This is a genomic window from Streptomyces sp. NPDC001222, from assembly GCF_042896945.1.
Classification (GTDB): Bacteria; Actinomycetota; Actinomycetes; order Streptomycetales; family Streptomycetaceae; genus Streptomyces; species Streptomyces gibsoniae.
In genome coordinates, this window is the sequence record NZ_JBIAXT010000066.1 from 1 (window position 1) to 16,620 (window position 16,620).

A 16,620-nucleotide genomic window follows, 5' to 3' on the forward strand; every position below is an offset into this window, starting at 1 on the left:
CGCTCGGCTGGGAAACCCCAGCCGAGCGCCTGCATAAACTGCTCGCGGCCTGATCAACACGACCACGTGTTGCGACGACCCCTAGAAAGCACCGACGCCGGCCAGGGGCCTCCTTGACGCGATGAGGCTCTGTCAGCCGTCGGACTCCGACGACGGGATGTAGGCGCCCGGCACGTCGTTCGGCGCGTAGATCCTGTTCTCGCCGGGGTACGGCTCCGTCCAGTTGTGCGTCTGGTACCACGTGAAGTGGTTCATCTGCTCGGGGTTCGCGTAGTCGGGCACGGCGTTCGGTCCGGTCAGCCGCTGGTGCGACTCCCAGGCCTTCCACTGCGAAACGACCTTCTGCTGGGCCGCCGGCACCTTCACGGATGTCGGCGCGGGCGCCGCCTTGGCGCTCTGCGGCGCCGGGGTGTCCGCACCACAGGAGGGCTGGGGGTTCACGCCGAGGGTCAGCGAGGTCCGGTTGGGCACCGCCGTGAACGGCGTGTTGTTCGCGCGCCCGGTGAACGCCCCGTACATGGGGGTGGCAGCGCTGTCCTTCTGGTTCATCGGGTGGATCCCGAGGATCTGCTCGATGGTGCGGATCATCGTGATCTGCGAGTAGTAGTGGTTGTCCACGGTGCCGTGCTTGGCCCAGGGGCTGATGATCTGGATCGGGGCACGGTGGCCGTCGACGTGGTCGAGGCCGGCCTGGGAGTCGTCCTCGACGACGAAGATCGCCGAGTCCTTCCAGTACTTGCTGTGCGTGATCCGGTCCACCATCCTGCCGACCGCGAGGTCGTTGTCCGCGACCTCGGCGGCCGCGTTCGCCGGGCCACCGGTGTGGTCGTTGGAGAACCAGAACATGTTCAGATTCGCCGGACCGTTCTTCTCGAAGTCCTGCTTCCAGATCTGGTACTTGTAGACGTCCGGGACGTTGAGGTCGAACAGCGGGAAGCCGGGCACCGACACCTTGTTGAGCGAGGGGATCGCCGAGCCCGTCTGTATGGGGTAGGCGGTCTTCTGCCCGGTCGCGTCCATGTTCTTGGCGTCGCAGTACAGGTTCTGCCAGGTCGCGTCGGACGGCTTGCTCTCGAACGACTGGAACTCGCCGTAGTCCTTGACGGACTTCCCGGCCGCCTGCGCACCGGTCCAGATGAACCCGGACTTCTGGTGGCCCAGAGCGTCGTCCTCGGTGTCGTAGCTGCGCGTGTACTCACCGGCCGAGGACTCGGTGTACTCCGGGTTGTCGGCCTGCATCAGCCAGTTGTGGCCCTCGGCGGAGTTCGTGCCGACGTCGTAGAAGTTGTCGTACAGCCCGAACTGCCTGGCCAGCGCGTGCTGGTTCGGCGTCACGTTCTCGCCGAACTGCGTCAGGGACGCGTCGCCGTTGCCCTGCGGCATGTCACCGAAGACCTGGTCGTAGGTCCGGTTCTCCTTGACGAGCAGGAAGACGTGCTTGATCGTCGAGGGGTCGCCGAGCCGCGCCGGGACCGGTACGGGCTTCGCGTGGCTCTCGCCCCGGGCCTGCGTGACCGAGCCGCGGGTCCAGCCGTTCTGCTTGAAGACCTTGGCCGTCTGGGCCTTGATGACCCGGTCGTCCGGCAGCGTGAACTGCGTCAGACTCGACGTCGTGTCGTGGGTGCCGTGGCCGGCGCTGTGGGGGCGGCGGGCGTCCACGCCACGGGTGTTGGAGACGACCACGTTCTTGCCCACGGTGGCGATCTCCGAGGGGAAGTAGTCCGTGGGGAGCAGGCCGACGTAACTGGCCGGCTGCTGCGGGGAGGTGTAGCGGTAGACGGCGACCGCGTTGGCGCGGCCGAGCGTCACCAGCAGATGACCGTCGTCGGTGAGCGACACCGCGTTGGGCTCGTAGCCGACCGACGCCTCCGGCCACGGCTGGGTGGCGATGGTCTGCACGACCTTGTTCTTGCGGCTGTCGATGACCGACACGTTGTTGTCGGCGGTGTTGGTGACGAACACCGCCCCCTTCTTCGCGTACACCGCGGTCGGGTGCAGACCGACCTCGATGCTTCCCACGGCGGCGGACGGTTCCGCCAGGTCGATGACGCTGACCGTGCCGGTGGTGGTGGCTCCGGTCTTCGGGTTGGCCGGCACCTGGGTGCCGTAGGAGTTGATCGTGGTGTCGCCGGTCTTGGCCGGACGCCCACCCTCGTTGCTGACGTAGAGCCTGTCGCCGACCACGGCCAGGCCACGGGGAGCGTTGCCCACGGCCCAGCTCTGCTTGACGGTCCCGGTCGCCGCGTCGATGGCGACCACCCGGTTCTGGCCGTTGACCGCGGAGTACACGGTGGAGCCGTCGGCCGAGAACACCGCCGCGCCCACCAGCGCGTGCTTGGAGCCGTCGGCCGGGATCGAGACTGCCTGCGGGTTGGCGAGGGTGCCGTCCGCGTTCACGGTGAACTTGGTGTAGCCGTCGCTCTGGCCGAGCCACAGCTGCGAACCGTCGGGCGAGTACGTCGGGCCCTCCTGGCCGACGGAGCCGCTGTTGATGCGCAGGTCGTCCTTGGCGTTGGTGCCGACCCGCTGCTTCACCTGTCCGGTCTTGAGGTCCATGATGACCAGCGCCGCGTCGCCGTCGGTGATCGAGGCCGCGAGATGGCTGCCGTCCGGACTGACCGAGGACGACATGATCTTGCCGTCGTCGATGACGGTGCGGCTGCCGTACGGGGCGATGTACTGGTCGGCGGAGACGACCTGTCCGTCGGCAGTGACCTGGCCGACCTGCTGGGTGCCGAACTGGTGCGTCTGGGCGACGGCGGTACCCGTCACTGCGAGGGCGACGGCGATGCCCGCCGTCACCAGCACGGTCCGGCGCCCGACGCGTCTGCCGAACAGGCTGACCTGCTCCTTCTCGGTCATCCGGCGCTGGCGAGTCACCTGCATGGAAATCATCCCTTCAGGGTGGAGTCGAGCAGCTCGACGTTGCCGTCGAACTGCCAGAGCGGGTTCGGCGCGTCTCCGATGGGGGTCCGCACCAGGAAGTAGCCGTTGACTTCCTTCGGTCCGTCGCCGTCGGCCACGTACCGCCCGTCCGAACCGATGTCGAGCTGGTAGACGGCGGTCCCCGCGGCCGCGACGCCGGGGAGATGCCAGGTGACGACGCAACGCCAGTCGTTGCCCGCCCCCTCGGGGGCGACCTGGCTGTCGCCCTTGTCGCACGCCGCCGTGACCCGCAGCTGCGCCTCGGTGACGGCGGGACGGTGGAGCTGCTGGGTCTGCATGCGGTACAGGTGGGCGAACGCAGTGGCGAGCGACCGCTGGACCTTGTCCTGCTCGATCCCGGAGCCCGTCGACGGGGTCGCCACACCGACCACCGCGACCGTGGCGGCGAACAGTCCGACGAGCGGCAGGAGTCCGACGGCGACCGCCCGGCGCCCGGAGCCGTCGTAGGCCAGGTTGGTGAAGTCGCGCCGGAGGAAGAGCAGATATGCCAGCGCCGTCGCGAGCACCGCCCACACCAGGCTGACCGTGATGCCGATCAGGAGCGGGCCGAGCTGTGCCGGGCTGGTGAACAGACCGTTCCAGGAGATGAAGGCGTAGCCGGGCAGGGCGAGACGCACCGCGACCGGCAGCGGCAGCATCTGGGCGATCTGCATCGTGAGCGCGACCAGCGGGGGCAGCAGCAGTCCCATGGGAGACCGCCCCAGCGCGACCGACCCGAGCAGTCCGACAGCGGCGAGCGCCAGGGTCGGGGCGAGGGCGCAGACCCAGGCGAGCAGGACCCTCCCCGCGGCGTCCCCCGGCGTCAGCAGGTGACCGTCGAGGCCGACCAGCGGCTGGTCGCCGACCGACACGAGCCCGCCGGTCGCACTGGAACAGGCGAGTCCAGCCACGAGCAGCAGGATGACGGTGAGGCTGGCCAGCGCCTTCGCCACAAAGATCCGCCGGGGCGAACGGACCGCCACGAGCAGATGGCGCCATGTGCCGAGCCGGTCCTCGGAGGCGAACACGTCACCGGCGACGATCGAGGTCAGCAGCGGCAGCGCCCAGGTGCCCGCGAAACCGAGCATCACCAGCGGTCCGGCCCAGCCGGTGGCGTGCATCCAGCGACCGAAGAGGGTGTCCGAGGGGAGCGTGCTCTGCCGGCTCACCCCGGCGACGAAGAGCGCCGGCGCGATCCAGCAGGCGAGCACCAGCACACGGATCCGCCACTGCGAGACCAGCTTGACCAGCTCGAAGCGGTAGCCGCGCGAAACCGACACCCGGCGGGCACCGGCAACGCCGCCCTCGGCGATGGTCGCGGTCATCGGCCGGCCTCCTGCTTCTCGGTGAGGGCGAGGAACGCGGCCTCCAGCGGGGACACGACGGGTGCGAGCTCGCGGACCGCGATGCCCGACTGCACGAGCCGCGCCACCAGTTCGTCGAGGGCGGGCACCAGTGCGCGCACGACGAGCACCTCGGTGTCGTGCCGGTACCCGGCGTCCTCGACGACGCGGATCCCGGCGGTGTCGGCAGCCAGCCGGCGCGCGGCCTGCACGTCGGAGGTGCGCACCCGGTAGTCGAGTTCACGGTTCTCGGCGGCCAGCTTGGTGAGCGGGCCGGAGAACGCGACCCGTCCGGTGGCGAGGATGGTGACCTCCGAGCACAGCGCCTCGAGGTCGTCCATGCGGTGACTCGAGAGCACGACGCTGGTGCCGTCCGCCGCGAGCCGGGTGAGGACACCGTGGACATGCCTCTTGCCAGCCGGGTCGAGGCCGTTGGACGGTTCGTCGAGCACGAGCAGCCGGGGCTTGGTGAGCAGGGCGGCGGCGAGCCCGAGCCGCTGCCGCATGCCGAGGGAGAAGCCGCGGGCGCGGTCGTCGGCGACATCGGTGAGCCCGACCTCGTCGAGCACGTCGTCGATGCCCGCCGTCCGCGCGTCGTCGCCGCGGAGATCGGCCAGCGCGGCGAGGTTCTGCCGGGCGGTGAGCGAGGGGTAGAGACCGGGCCCGTCCACGAAGCCGGCGACACCGTCGGGAGCGGCGAACGCCCGCCCGACCGGCGTACCCAGGATCTCGAGCCGGCCGCTGTCGGCGACGGCGAGGCCCAGCAAGAGGCCGAGCAGCGTCGTCTTGCCGGCGCCGTTCGGTCCGACCAGGCCGTGGATCTGACCACGGGCCACATCGAGATCGACGCCGTCGAGCGCGACGACGTCGCCGAAGCACTTGGTGATCCCGCGAGCCCGGACTGCGAGGAGTGCGTCCATGAGTCCCTTCTTTCGAAATCCGCAGGGACCCTAGGGACGGCACACAACGCAGACACAGGCGCCTCGTTGAACGCGCGGGGAACGAATCGTCAAACCGTCGGCAAGTCGTGCGCGCGAGCGGCGTACGCCGGGCGGGAGGCCAACGCCAGTCGGATCAGGGGAGGCGCCACCGGGAACGGCAGCAGACGGAAAATGTCCCGCGGTCGCCTGCCCGGCGTGCAGCATCAGCCCGATCCCGAGGGCGACCAGCCTCGCCGCCGCGATCCGGGGGAAGCCGAACTTGAAGAACACCGCCCGGTCACCGCGCCGACGATGATCGAGGCGCCTCCCAGTGCGGCGGCGGACGCGAACCCGGCCCTGCGGCTGCGCTCACAGGACGCGCCTGTACCTACGACGGATTGGACGGCGCTGCGAACCCCCACGCCGACAGGGGAGCATGAGGTTGGCAGGGGTCGGGAGGCGGAGCCCCAGTTCAACGCCGCCCAGGTGCGAGCTCACGTGCTCAGACCGTGCGGCTCGCAGGAAGAAGTGACCTGTAGTACTAGCCGAAGTCCGAGACGGCCGGAGACGTCCAGAAGGTCACAGTCGGCCCGTGGGAGCCGTCCTCCTCGTCGCTCACCGCGACGGTGATCTCCCGGTCGGGGTAGCGCGCGGACAGCACTCCCTGCCAGCACTCCTCCAGAGCCAGCGCGAGTTGGGGCAGCTCCTCCCCGAGCTGATCGTCATCCGTCAGGGGGGTGTTGCCGAAAGTGGCCCACAACTCGACGCGGTTGGTGACGGCTTCGATGCGCTGCCGATCGTCGCCCAGGTTCGTGAACCAGTCGTCGACAGTGTCCTGGCTGAAGTGCTCCTTGAGGAACGCGCAGCCGCGGTACTCGATCGTCTCGGGGCAGAACAGCCAGGCCGCGGCCAGGACGAAACGCAGTCCGCCCTCGAAGTCGAGGTAGTTGTAGGGGGAGAGCTCCTCGTCCTTCCAATCGGCGCGCCATCGCCGGAAGAACGCCGGCAGCGTGCGCTCGGACCACGCCGGTTTGCTGCTGCTCACGGAATCTCCCAGGGGAACGCGGCGCGCACTGACCTCGATGTTGAACCGATCGCCCGACATGAACCCATCAAGGATCATGGTCGGGAGGGGAGCGTAGGGGGGAACCGCGACCGGATTCGGCGGCGTCGCACCCGGTCGCCGGCGTGTGTCAGCTGCCCGCCCGCAGCAGAGCCGCCACGATCGGGCCCGCCGTGTCACCGCCGTGGCCGCCGGCCTGGACCACGCCCGCGGCGGCCAGGTCGCCCTTCCACGCGGTGAACCAGCCGTTGGGCTTCTTCTGGCCGTCGACCTCCGCCGACCCCGTCTTCGCGCCGTAGTCCGGGCCGAGGCCCGCCATCGCCTTGGCGGCCGTGCCCGCCGCGGCCGTGTACTGCAGGACCTCCTTCAACTGGGCCTGCGTGGACGCCGACATGGTGCGCGTGGCCTTCGCCGTGGTGCGGTGGTCCACCGACGGGGAGACCAGATACGGCTGGTGGAAGACGCCCGTCTTCGCCGTCGAGACCACCGAGGCCATGTTCAGCGGGTTCATCCGCACACCGCCCTGGCCGATCAGCGACGCCGCCATCTGGGCCTGGCTCTGCACCGGGACGGCGCCGTCGAAGGTCGGGACGCCGATCGCCCAGTTGTTCATGCCCAGGCCGTAGATCCGCTGGGCGACCTGGGTGAGGTCGTCGTCCTTCAGTTTCGTCGCCTGGCTGATGAAGGCCGTGTTGCAGGACGCCGCGAAGCTCGCCTTGAACGTGCCGTTCTTGATCTCGAACTTGTTGTCGTTCTGGAACTTCCAGCCGCCGTACGTCACGTACTTGGGGCAGGGGTGCGGCTTGTCCGGCTTCGCCAGGCCCTTCTCGAACAGCAGCGTCGACGTCACGATCTTCATCGTGGAGCCCGGCGCTAGGGAGCCCTGGAACGCCACGTTGAAGCCGTGACCCGAGTTCGCCACCGCCAGGATCTCGCCCGTGGAGGGCCGCATGACGACGACGGACGCCTGGTCCTTGTGCGCCACCTGCTGCTCCGCCTTCGCCTGGAGCGCCGGGTTCAGCGTGGTCCGCACGGTGCCCGGGGTGCCCTCGCTCAGCGTCAGCAGCGTCTTGTCGGGTGTCTTCTGCGTGCCCTTCGTCGCCGCCTTGCGCACGATGCGCAGCTCGATGCCCGCCTTTCCCCCGGCCTGCCGGCCGTACTTCTCGCGCAGGCCGTCCAGCACCGTGCCCAGCGAGGGGTACTTGGCCTCCGTCAGCTCGCCGCCGTCGCGGTCCAGCGCCCGGATGGGCGGCGTGCCCGCCTCACCCGTCACCAGGCGGTCGCCCTCGGCCAGGTCGGGATGCACCACCGACGGCTGCCAGCGCACCCGCGGCGCGCCGTCCTCGGGGCGGCGCACGACCGTGAGCTTCGTCTCGTACGCCAACGACTTGCTCTTGCCCTGGTACGACACCGTCGCCTTGACGGAGAAGGGGACCGACGCCCCGGACGGGGTGCCGCGGGTCAGCGTCACGCCGGTGATGTGCGCGTCCTTGCCGTAGCCCGTCAGGACCGGGGCCGCCGCGGCCGAGTCGTCCGTGGCCGCCGCCGCCTCGGCGACATCGCCGTGCTGCCAGGCCGTGAGGAACGCCGTCGCGGCCGTGCGGACCTCGGAGGCCGACAGCGGGCCGGTCTTCACGGCCTTGTGGTGCGCGGCGGACGCCTTGCCGTCGTCGGCCGCCGCGCCCCCGCTCAGCAGGCTGTAGCCGCCGACCGCACCGACCACGCCGACGGCGGCGATCAGCCCTCCGATCACCAGCGGCCGGCTGTTGCTGTTGCGCTCGGCGACGCGTCTTCTGTTGCCCACTGCTTCCGATCCTCCGCAGTCCCCTGGTCCCCCGCGCTCTCACGCTCCTCAACGACTACAACCACACTAGAGTCCCGCACCGACACGGGTGACCTCAGCGGCTGGTTCGTAGCACAGCTGCGACGATCGGACCGGCCGCGTCGCCGCCGTGTCCGCCCTGCTGGGTCATGGCCGCGGCCGCCATGTCGTTACGGTAGCCGGTGAACCAGCTGTTGGACTTGGCCTGCCCGTCGACCTCGGCGGACCCGGTCTTCGCGCCGATGTCCCCGCCGAGCCCGGACATGGCACGGGCGGCCGTGCCCTGGGTCGCCGTCAGCCGCATCATCGCCCGGAGTTGCGCCACCGTGCCGGACGGCAGGCCCTTGGCGGTGGCGAGTTGACGGTCGTCCAGCTTCGGGGAGACCAGGTACGGCTGCCGGAACGTGCCCGTGGTCGCGGTGGCTGTGGCGGACGCCATGTTCAACGGGCTCATCTGCACCTGGCCCTGGCCGATGGCGCCCGCCGCGCGGTCCGGGCCCGTGACGGCGGGGATGCTGCCGTCGAAGGAGACGATGCCCGTCTTCCAGTTGTTCTGCCCGAGTCCGAACCGCTCCTCGGCCTCGGCCGTCAGGGAGGAGTCCGTGAGGGGTTTCTCGTCGATCAGCTTGATGAACGCGGTGTTGCACGAGCGCATGAAGCTGTCGGCGAGGGTCGCGTGCTCGTTCGGCGTCAGGCCCTGGAGGTTGGTGAAGGTCTGGCTCTGCCAGGTGGCCGAGGGCGGACAGGGCGCCGGGCCGTTCATCGTGGTGACACCGTTGTCGATGAGCATCGCCGACGTGATGATCTTCATCGTGGAGCCGGGCGCGAGACGCCCCTCGAAGGCCGCGTTGAACTGGTCCTGGCGGTGGTTGGCGACCGCCAGGACCTCGCCCGTGCTCGGCTTCACCGCCACCACGGACGACTCCGGGAACTCCTGCACGGCCCCCTCGGCCGCCGCCTGCGCCGCGGCGCTGATGGTGGTGTGCAGCTTGCCGGGCGTGCCCTTGGCGAGGGTCACCAGGGTCTTGCCGGGCGCGCTCGCGTCGGCGCGCTCGACGGACAGTTCGATGCCCGGCTTCCCGCCGGCCTTGTCACCGTACTTCGCGCGCAGCGCGTCCAGGATCGGGCCGAGGGACGGGTACTCGTCCGCGGTCAGCACCGCGCCGTCGCGGTCCACCGCCTCGATCGGCGGCACCTTGGCCTCACCGGTGACGAGCGTGTCGCCCTTCCCCAGGGCCGGGTGCACGACGGACGGCTGCCAGTCGACCAGCGGGCGCCCGGTGGTCAGCCCGCGCACGATCGTCAGCGTGCTGTCGTAGGCGAGCGGCTTGGACTGTCCGCCGTACGACACCGTCGCCTTGACGGAGAACGGCACCGTCTTCCCGCTGCTCGGCCCCGGCGTGATGTGCACCCCGGTGATGTGCGCGCTGCCGCCGTACGCGGACAGCAACGGCTCCGCGTCCGACGCGTCGTTGGTGTACGAGGCCGCGGTGGACGCGTCGCCCTTCGCCCAGGCGGCGAGGAACTCGGCGCTCGCCTCCTTGACCTCCGCCGCGGACGGCGGCCCGGTCTTCACGGCCGCGGCCGAGCCGGTACCGCCCCCCGAAGGTTCGTGGAGCGCCGACAGCACGTCGTACGCCCCGTACCCGGCACCCCCCACCATCACCACGAACACCCCGCCGACCATGGCGGTCCTGGCCCCCCTGCGCATGGCGCGCCCCCTTCCCCGTTGGTCTCGCACAGTAAGCGAAGCAGGGGGTTGCTGTGACCGACGTGTTCGTTTGTTGTCCTAACGGTGATCAGAGATGTGTCTTACACCGGGAGGTCATTCACATCCGTGCACACCGGGGACCGGCCTACGGGGCGGTCCCCGGTGGGGGTGCGGTCAACGGCACCTGTGGTGGTGGCACTTGGGGCCGGTCGGCCAGGGGGTCCGGGTGGGGGCGGTGTGGGTGTCCCTCTTCTTCCTGTCGGTCTTGTGGTCCGGCTTGTGGGGGGTCGCGGAGGGGGAGGCGCCGGGTTCGTCGGTGCCGCGGCCGAGGGGCGCGGGCGCCGGGAAGGGGGTGTCGGGCACACCGGCGAGGGCGTCGCGCATGTACTGGGTCCAGATCTCGGTGGGGATGTCACCGCCGAACACCTTCTGCAGGCCGCCGACGCCCACCAGGGACTGCAGCTGGGGGTGTTTCGGGTCCTCGCGGAAGAGGACCACCGAGGTGGCGAGTTGGGGGGTGTAGCCGATGAACCAGGCCGACCGGTAGTCGTCGGTGGTGCCCGTCTTGCCCGCTGCCGTCCTGCCGACGGCCTGGGCCTTGGTGCCGGTGCCCCGGGCGATGACGCCCCGGAGCACGTCGGTCACGTTGTCGGCGATCGCCGCCGGCAGGGCCCGTACGGGGGCGGGGGCGGTGAAGCCGGACAGGGCCGAGCCGTTGTGGGTCACCGCGGTCACCGAGTAGGGGGTGGCCTGCATGCCGCTCGCCGCGAAGGTCGCGTAGACGCCCGCCATGCGGATCGCGCTCGGGGTCGAGGTGCCGATGTAGAAGCCGGCGCTGGGACCGGCCAGGCTGCCGGAGCGCAGGCCGAGGCTTTTCGCCGTGTTCGCCACGTTCTCGTAGCCGACGTCCTCGCCGAGCTGCACATACGGCGTGTTGACCGACTGCTCCATCGCCTTGCGCAGATCGATGTAGCCCCAGCGGTAGTCGGTGTCGTTGTGCTGGTGGAGGAGCCCGGTGGGGTCCTTGGTGTCGGTGACGTAGTTGCCCTGCTGGTCCTTGATCTGGATGCCGTCGTCACCGTTGAACTTGCTGGACGGGGTGATCGGCTGTGCGGGCTTGCCGGGTCGCACGACGGCTCCGTGCTGGAGCGCGGAGGCGAGGACCACCGGTTTGAAGGTCGACCCCACGGGGACGCCGGAGGTGTCGGCGTTGTCGGAGTAGTGAGCCCGGTCGAAGCCGGGACCGCCGTACACGGCGAGGATCCTGCCGGTCCTCGGGTCCACCGAGGCGGCTCCGGCCTGGACGTCCCGGTCGACCTGCCGGTGGGCGGGGTCGAGGCGTTCCTTGCGCACCTGCGCGACGGCCTGGGCCAGTTTCGCCGTCTTCTTCCTGTCGAACGTGGTGTGGATCTGGTAGCCGCCCCGGCTCAGGCTGCCGTCGGTGACGGCCGGGTCGTGCGCCTGCACATACGACCTGGCCAGTTGGACCAGGTAGCCGGTCTGGCCGGTGAACCCCGAACCGGCGGACCATTTCCTGGGCGTCGGGAAGTCCGCGGCCGTGTACCGGGCGCGCTGCTGCTGGGTGAGTTTGCCGGTCGTCACCATCCGGTCGAGCACCCACGACCAGCGCGCCTTCGCCCGCGCCTGGGCCTTGGGGTCGGAGTCCGCGTACTGGAAGAGGCTCGGCTCGTTGACCGCCGCGGCCAGGAAGGCCCCCTGGCTCACATCGAGCTTCTCCACCGGGAGGTCGTAGTACATGCGGGCGGCGGCCTGGATGCCGTTGGCCTGACGGCCGAAGAAGCAGGTGTTCAGATACCCCTGGAGGATCTGCTGCTTGCTCATGCTGGCGCCGATCTTGGACGAGATCAGCAGTTCCTTGAACTTACGCGAGACCGTCTGCGACTGGTCGAGGTAGGTGTTCTTCACGAACTGCTGGGTGATCGTCGATCCGGACTGCACGGAGCCGCCCTCGGCCATGTGGAACACGGCGCGGGCGATGCCCTGCGGGTCGATGCCGGGGTCGGTGTAGAAGGACGAGTTCTCCGCCGCGATGAAGTCCCACTGCACGTCCGCGGGCACCTGCGGGAGGGTGACGTTCTGCCGGTTGACGCTGCCGTCGGCCGCCAGGACGGTGCCGTCGGACCAGTAGTAGACGTTGTTCTGCAGCAGCGTTCGGGGGTTGGGGTCGGGGATGGTGACCGTGGCGTAGGCATATCCGACGGCCGCCGCCGTGGCGCCGAGGAAGAGCAGGAGGAACGACAGCACGTGACGCCACGACGGCAGCCAGCGGCGCAGGCCCGTCCGGTTCTGGCGCGGGTAGTCGATCCAACGTTTCTTCTGAGGTGCCGCTCTTCGCGCGCGGTGTGCTGTGCCCTGTCCGGGGGCCTGCTGCCGGGAGGCCCGGCGGCCCCCGGCGCGGTCACCCGTGGCGCGGTTGCCGGCGAGGGTGCGCTGCGGCGGTCGGCGTCGGTTTCCGCTCATGGGCTCGGATCACTGTCCCCTCGGTACACGTACGCCCATGGGTCCGACCACCTCGGCGCGCTTACGTCCCTCCACTGCTTGGACAGAGCCGCCTCGGCCGAAAGTGTTACACCTCGGCCCCGCCGCGTCGCACGGCAGAGCTCGTGCCACGAGCGGGCAGGCCGGCGCGGCTCAGCAGGCCGGCCGCCACTTCACCACCGCCTCCGCGTCCTCGGCCGTCTGCGCGTAGAAGGCCGTCAGCTCCCGGTGTGCCGCCGCGAAGGCTGCCCGGGTCTCGGGCTCCGCGGGCATGCCGCCGTAGCGCGGCAGCACGTTCTCGCGGGCGGAGGTCCACAGTGTGTCGAAGTCGGTCGTCTCCAGGAATCCGGCCACCCGGTGCGCCTGGGCGGCGGTCAGCACCAGGAAGGGTGGCTTGTGCCGGTCGCGGTGGAACACCGGTCTGCCGCCGAGCACCACCTGGGACCGGGGGCCGTCCTCACCGCGCTGCGGGGGCGCGCAGGCGTAGAGAAGCTCCTGATCCAGGTAACGCTCGTCCAGTACCTCCTCACGGCGCCGGTCCACCCGGTGCCGGACGGCCTCCCAGTCATCGTTGAACAGTCGTTCCAGCCAGGTCACGCTGTTGCGCAGTGCCGGCGGCGGCACCGCTCGCAGATGGAAGTGCGTACTCATCACTGAAGGAGCGCACGGGGGCGCCGAAGCATCACTGCGCCGGGGCGGACGCCGATCCGCGCCCGGCCTGCCGACGGTCCGCCTCGGCACCGGCCGCCGCGCGGCACGGGCGGCGGCGCGACGTGAAGGGTGCCCGATGAGTTGTGACACATCTGTGAGAACCGACGCTGGTCACCATGAGGCTGTCGATGCGACCGGAGCGCGTCGGACGGCACCCGGTGCGAACGAGGACAGTCTTGGGCCAGGGACGACAGACCCGGAACGTACAGGCGTACGACGGGGAATTGGGCGCGGCGGTCGCGCGGGCCCAGGACGGGGACGAAGCCGCTTTCGCGACCGCCTACCGGATCGTGCAACCGGGCCTGCTCGGCTATCTGCGCGGATTCGTCGGCGACGACGCGGAGGACGTGGCGTCCGACGCCTGGCTGGAGATAGCCCGCGACCTGGGGCGGTTCAAAGGGGACGGGGCCGGCTTCCGCGGCTGGACCGCGACCATAGCCCGGCACCGGGCACTGGACCATCTGCGCCGCCAGCGCGCCCGGCCCCGGCCGGGGGCGATCGAACAGGACGTCCTGGACCTGCCCGGCCCGCACAGCACCCATGAGCAGGCCCTGGAGTCCCTCTCCACCGAGCGGGCCCTGGAACTGGTCCGCGGGCTGCCGCAGGACCAGGCCGAGGCCGTGCTCCTGCGCGTCGTCGTCGGCCTGGACGGCCCCGCCGCCGCACGCGTCCTGCGCAAGCGCCCGGGAGCGGTGCGCACGGCCGCGCACCGGGGACTGAAACGTCTCGCCCGCCAACTCGGCGTCGCGAGCGAGACGGGCGGGGGTGTGACGGACGAGGCTCCCCGGACGCTGGGGGAGTCGAAGTGAACGACGACGGCGGCGGCCCTGGACAGGCGGACCGTCACCGGGTGCCACGCCGAGTGGATCGCACACGCCGGACAGGATCGGACAGGAACGGAAGCGGACATGGGTGAACGGCTGAGCGGCGACGGAGTCCCGGGCCGTCGCCCTGCGCACCCTGGCGGCGCCGTGTCCGGCCCGTGGGACGCGCGGGGCGACTCCGCGCTGGAGACAGCGCTGGCCACGGTCGTACGCGAAGGCGAACTCGACCCCGAGGCCGAGCGGCGGGCGGTGGCCGCCTTCCGGGCCGCCCGCGGCGCAGGCGCGCTCCGGGCGCGCACCCGGCGCCGGGACGACTGGCGGCCACGCGCCGAGCGGAGTGCCGGGCGCCCGGTGAGGACGACGTTCGGCGTGGTGTTCGCGAGCCTCGCCCTCGGCGGTGTCGCGGTCGCGGTCGTCGGCTCGGCGGGCCCGTCCCGGGACCGCGCCGAGACCGGCCGGGAGACCGCGCGCCCGTCTGCGGTCGCCCCCGCCCGGCCGGGCGGCGCGACCTCGCCGTCGCCCTCCGGCGCCCTCGGGCCGCGGAACGGACCGGCCACCGCCAAGGACACCGAGGCCCACTGCCGGGCCTACGAACATGTCAAGAACCGCGGCAAGGCGCTCGACGCGACGGCCTGGCAGCGGCTCGTGGCGGCTGCGGGCGGGACGGACAAGGTCGCCGCGTACTGCGCCGAGCAGCTCGCCCGGACGGCAGCCGCACCGGGCAGGACCGGCAGGCCGGCGGGGACCGCCGCGAACCCCGGTCGGCACGGGAACGGCCGTCACGGAGCGGGCAACGCGGCCGGAAACGGCCGGGCGAGCAGCGGCAAGGGCAGCGGGAAGCACAGGTGACCCTTCACCGCGCCCCCGTTCCGCGTGCGCCCGGCTAGGGATGTCGGACAATTCCCGCCGGGCGCGCGACTCCCCCAGCCTGGCGGCTGGGAGGTGCCCCCGGGCACGGCACCTCGCCGCGTTGTCGGATCACCCGAGTACGACGACTGTCGACGGCTCAGCGGCAGGTCACAGCATTGATCGTTTGGGTAGCCGCAGGTCACGGCCGCCGTTGATCAGTTGTGGCTGTGTCGGGGGCCGCCCTCAGGTTCACCAGGAGTGAGATCGCGTTCGACCACGTCCGAGGAGTCTCCGGATCAGCAAGAACACGCCTACGGCAATCAGGGCCAGCCCCGTGAGGATCAAGGTCGCCCCGAGGGTGATGAGAAACGTCCCGATCAGGATCAAGAGGGCCCCGATGAGGACCAGGAGCGTCCCGATGACGAAGAGAAAGATCGCGAGGACTGTCACAATCGCCCTCCTGTTCCCCCTCCCGCTCTGGCTTCTTCCTCACTCCCCTGCAAACACTCTGCTTCACATCACCACGGCTTGCCACGGCCAAGATGCCGCATGGCGTGACCCACCTCGACGGCCAGGACGAACTGGGCCCGTCCGGCCGCCGCCGGCATCATCCCGGCGCGGGAGTCGTTCGTACAGTGCGCGCTCCTCCTGGACGCCAGGAACCACGCCCGCTCCACGGTGTGTGGGTCGACGGCAGATCTCCCACCCGCTTTCTGACGCGCCCCGCAGGCCCTTGCAGTCCTATGGCATCAACCCCGCTTCAGATCCGCTTCAGGGGTGAGGCGTACGGGAGCCACTCGCCCCGCAACCGCTGGCCATTGATCTTCCTTGGCTTGGCGGTGGCGGTTGTCGGCGTGGCCATCGCGGGCTGACACCAACAAGCACGAACAACTGTGATCGAGGCCGGATCCCGGTGAACGATCGACCGGGGCCACGGGGGCGGTTGGTCGATGTCGGCAGACCCCTGTGAGCGACCTGATCAGGATGAGGCCAGATCTTCAAGTCTGTGCCGCCCGCAGGGGCGTGGATCAGTTGCTGACTACGCGGGAGGGGCGTAAGGGTTCTCGTTGGACACCGGTGGGCCACCCCACTGTGCCCCCGGCGGCGGGACAGGAGCCCAGTCCGGGCCGCGGTGATCCAGCCACCACCTACCGATGGTGTGGAACTTCTCCTCGAAGCTGCGATCCCGGTTGAGGAACGCGCTGATCGGCGCCCTCAGGCGGGTACGGCGGCCACCCGCTTCGTAGATCACGACGGTCCGGCTTCCGAAGAGAGACTCGATCTGGATTGCTTGGACGCTCGACCACGGGATGGTCCGTCGGCCGAGGTTATGCACGATGGCCGCCGACGGCGTGAGAGTGACCCCGAAGAGCCGCGAGGCGATCGGCAGGACACCCCACACGAGCAGTTCCGAGACCAGCACGGGCGCAGACGGTCCACCGTCCAACCAGAGCAAGACCTGGAAGGCCACGACGATGATGCCGGGCAGCATGGACAGCAAGCATTGGAGGCGCGTCAACCGGTAACGGACGCGCTCCGGCGATATAGCTGCGACCTGCGATTGCTCCATCGATCCCCGCCCCTCACACAATGCAGCCGGCGCTCTGGAGAACTGGGCCGGCCACTTGCTGTGGCCGTGGGTCTTGAGAGTGACCCACCGGGATCCTGCTGTACAGCAGCCGGATACAGCAACCACAGCAACCGACCCCACCCCGTAGCGTCCCCTTGGTGCCGATGCCGGCACGCGCTACGCAACCACCTATCAGCGGATGCCCAGGACGACGCTGAGCCGTCTCTGGGCCGTGCGAGGTCGCCCGACGCCGACCAACGATGACAGAAGCCCACGGCTTCCGAACTGGTCAGAGCCGTGGGCTTCTTCAGTCTCGCTGGTCAGGCAGACCGGTGATCAGTACACCGGCGTGTGATGCGGGCGAACGCGCAATACCGCACGTC

12 protein-coding genes are annotated in these 16,620 nt (G+C 70.3%); 2 read left to right on the plus strand and 10 right to left on the minus strand.

The features are described from left to right. Positions 1-132: 132 nt before the first annotated feature. The 8 genes from ACFY2Z_RS40745 to ACFY2Z_RS40780 form a co-directional block, all read right to left on the minus strand. The gene (locus ACFY2Z_RS40745) at positions 133-2,886 is read right to left on the minus strand and encodes an alkaline phosphatase family protein (protein ID WP_390749045.1); all 2,754 of its coding nucleotides are present in this window, start codon (positions 2,884-2,886) and stop codon (positions 133-135) included. A 5-nt stretch (positions 2,887-2,891) separates the two neighbouring features. Then, positions 2,892-4,250: an ABC transporter permease gene (locus ACFY2Z_RS40750; RefSeq protein WP_390749046.1), complete on the minus strand. Its 1,359-nt coding sequence runs from the start codon at positions 4,248-4,250 to the stop codon at positions 2,892-2,894. After that, positions 4,247-5,188 (minus strand): ABC transporter ATP-binding protein, encoded by a 942-nt coding sequence (locus ACFY2Z_RS40755; RefSeq protein ID WP_390749047.1) that lies wholly within the window; start codon positions 5,186-5,188, stop codon positions 4,247-4,249. The genes ACFY2Z_RS40750 and ACFY2Z_RS40755 overlap by 4 nt, the downstream gene beginning before the upstream one ends. 541 nt (positions 5,189-5,729) lie before the next feature. Beyond that, positions 5,730-6,233, minus strand: a complete 504-nt coding sequence (locus ACFY2Z_RS40760) for a hypothetical protein (protein WP_390749048.1) — start codon at positions 6,231-6,233, stop codon at positions 5,730-5,732. Between the two features lie 148 nt (positions 6,234-6,381). Next, a complete protein-coding gene (locus ACFY2Z_RS40765; RefSeq protein WP_390749049.1) occupies positions 6,382-8,055 on the minus strand; it encodes a penicillin-binding transpeptidase domain-containing protein in 1,674 nt (557 codons plus the stop codon). 94 nt (positions 8,056-8,149) lie between these two features. Further along, positions 8,150-9,784 (minus strand): penicillin-binding transpeptidase domain-containing protein, encoded by a 1,635-nt coding sequence (locus ACFY2Z_RS40770; RefSeq protein WP_390749050.1) that lies wholly within the window; start codon positions 9,782-9,784, stop codon positions 8,150-8,152. 174 nt (positions 9,785-9,958) lie between these two features. Then, complete coding sequence (locus ACFY2Z_RS40775) at positions 9,959-12,265, minus strand: transglycosylase domain-containing protein (protein ID WP_390749051.1); 2,307 nt, start codon at positions 12,263-12,265, stop codon at positions 9,959-9,961. Positions 12,266-12,436: 171 nt separating this feature from the next. Further along, positions 12,437-12,934: a DUF1877 family protein gene (locus tag ACFY2Z_RS40780; protein ID WP_390749052.1), complete on the minus strand. Its 498-nt coding sequence runs from the start codon at positions 12,932-12,934 to the stop codon at positions 12,437-12,439. 236 nt (positions 12,935-13,170) lie between these two features. Here ACFY2Z_RS40780 and ACFY2Z_RS40785 point away from each other — a divergent pair, with 236 nt between their 5' ends. Together ACFY2Z_RS40785 and ACFY2Z_RS40790 are read left to right on the plus strand one after the other, a co-directional pair. Beyond that, positions 13,171-13,803 carry an RNA polymerase sigma factor gene (locus tag ACFY2Z_RS40785; RefSeq protein ID WP_390749053.1) on the plus strand — a complete coding sequence of 211 codons (633 nt, stop codon included), beginning with the start codon at positions 13,171-13,173 and terminating at the stop codon, positions 13,801-13,803. 99 nt (positions 13,804-13,902) lie between these two features. Continuing rightward, a complete protein-coding gene (locus ACFY2Z_RS40790; RefSeq protein WP_390749054.1) occupies positions 13,903-14,667 on the plus strand; it encodes a hypothetical protein in 765 nt (254 codons plus the stop codon). Positions 14,668-14,916: 249 nt separating this feature from the next. Here ACFY2Z_RS40790 and ACFY2Z_RS40795 read toward each other — a convergent pair whose 3' ends face one another. Both ACFY2Z_RS40795 and ACFY2Z_RS40800 read right to left on the minus strand, forming a co-directional pair. Continuing rightward, positions 14,917-15,117, minus strand: a complete 201-nt coding sequence (locus ACFY2Z_RS40795; protein ID WP_390749055.1) for a hypothetical protein — start codon at positions 15,115-15,117, stop codon at positions 14,917-14,919. Positions 15,118-15,706: 589 nt separating this feature from the next. Continuing rightward, positions 15,707-16,159 (minus strand): hypothetical protein, encoded by a 453-nt coding sequence (locus ACFY2Z_RS40800; protein ID WP_390749056.1) that lies wholly within the window; start codon positions 16,157-16,159, stop codon positions 15,707-15,709. Positions 16,160-16,620 lie beyond the last annotated feature (461 nt).